The organism is Streptomyces sp. NPDC002490 (assembly GCF_040296045.1).
Taxonomy (GTDB): Bacteria; Actinomycetota; Actinomycetes; order Streptomycetales; family Streptomycetaceae; genus Streptomyces.
Genome location: NZ_JBEOWM010000133.1, coordinates 1 through 1,605 on the forward strand (window position 1 = coordinate 1; position 1,605 = coordinate 1,605).

1 protein-coding gene is annotated in these 1,605 nt (G+C 69.6%); it reads left to right on the forward strand.

Annotated features, from left to right (window positions below):
- The first annotated feature begins 139 nt into the window (after positions 1–139).
- Positions 140–1,597 carry an NF041680 family putative transposase gene (locus ABT092_RS30920; protein WP_351249824.1) on the forward strand — a complete coding sequence of 486 codons (1,458 nt, stop codon included), beginning with the start codon at positions 140–142 and terminating at the stop codon, positions 1,595–1,597.
- Positions 1,598–1,605: the final 8 nt, after the last annotated feature.

Here is a 1,605-nt window from a genome sequence, read left to right on the forward strand (position 1 = left end):
CTTGATCTTTAACCTCGGACGTCGAACGGCCTCTCGTACTTGATCACCCGGTCTGGTAACTGCCGTACGTGCAGGCGGCCTTCGGCTGAGCATGTGCTCCGACCAAGGAACACACACGCTCAGCACGAAGGCCGTGGGGATGAGTCTGCTGCATCAAGCTGTCCGGCAGGATCCGTTCGAGGAACTGTCACGCTTCCGGGGCGAGTTCTACTCCTGCCTGACCAGACGTGCGGACGCTCTGTTCGAACTGGCCGACGCCGTGCTGTGTGCGGACGGCCCGGTCCGGTCGCTGGTGGAGCTGTCGCTGGTGGGCGAACACCGTCGTGGGCATGGCGGGCTCTACGACGCCCTGGCTGCCGGCCGGGTGGAGGTGGCCCGGCTGCGTCGGGCACTGGCCGCGGTGCCTTTGCCGCGGGCGGCGGACGGGCGGATGGTGCTGGCCGCCGACATCACCTGCTGGCTGCGACCCGACGCGCACACCTCACCACAACGGATCCTGTGCCACACCTACGGACGCGGCAAGGACCAGCACATTCCCGTCCCCGGCTGGCCGTACTCGGTGATCTGCGCACTGGAGACGGGCCGCAGCTCGTGGACCGCTCCGTTGGACGCACTGCGTCTCGCCCCGGGTGACGACGCCGCCACGGTCACCGCTGGGCAGATGCGTGAACTGGTCGAGCGGCTCGTCAGCGCCGGGCAGTGGCGAGGCGGCGACCCGGACATCCTGATCGTGGTGGACGCCGGTTACGACGTGCCCCGCCTGGCCTTCCTGCTCAAGGATCTGCCGGTGCAGGTGCTGGGCCGGATGCGCTCGGACCGCGTCCTGCGTCGCGCTGCACCACCCCGTGAGCCCGGCACCCGGGGCCGCCCACCCCGCCACGGTGGCGAGTTCGTGTTCGGCGACCCCGCCACCTGGAACACCCCTGACGCGGCGACCGTGACCGAGACCCGCCTCTACGGCGTCGCAGCCGCCCGGGCCTGGGATCGGCTCCACCCGAGGCTGACCCATCGCTCCGCCTGGACCGCCCAGCTGGGTGCGCTGCCGGTGATCGAGGGCACCGTGATCCTCCTGAAGGTCGAGCACCTGCCCAGCGGCGCCACCCCCAAGCCGGTATGGCTGTGGTGGTCGGGCACCGACGCCACCGCAGCCCAGGTCGACCTGCTCTGGCAAGCCTTCCTGCGGCGCTTCGACATCGAGCACACCTTCCGCCTGTTCAAGCAGACTCTGGGCTGGACCTGTCCGAAGATCCGAACCCCGGAGGCCGCCGACCGCTGGACCTGGCTGATCCTCGCGGCCTTCACCCAGCTCCGGCTCGCCCGCCCGCTCGCCGCTGACCTTCGCCGGCCTTGGGAGAAACCGGCCCCGACCGACAGACTCACCCCTGCCCGAGTCCGCCGCGACTTCCGGCACCTCCGCCAGAAGGCCGCCTGTCCCGCCGGAGCACCGAAATCCTCCCGCCCCGGTCCCGGACGACCACCCGGACGCAAGAACACCCGGCCGACCCAACGCCACGACGTCCACACAGTCCGCAAAACGGGCATCACGAAATCGAAAGCGGAGAAGTCCACTTCTCCTCGCCCACGCCGCACAGGTTAAAGATCAAG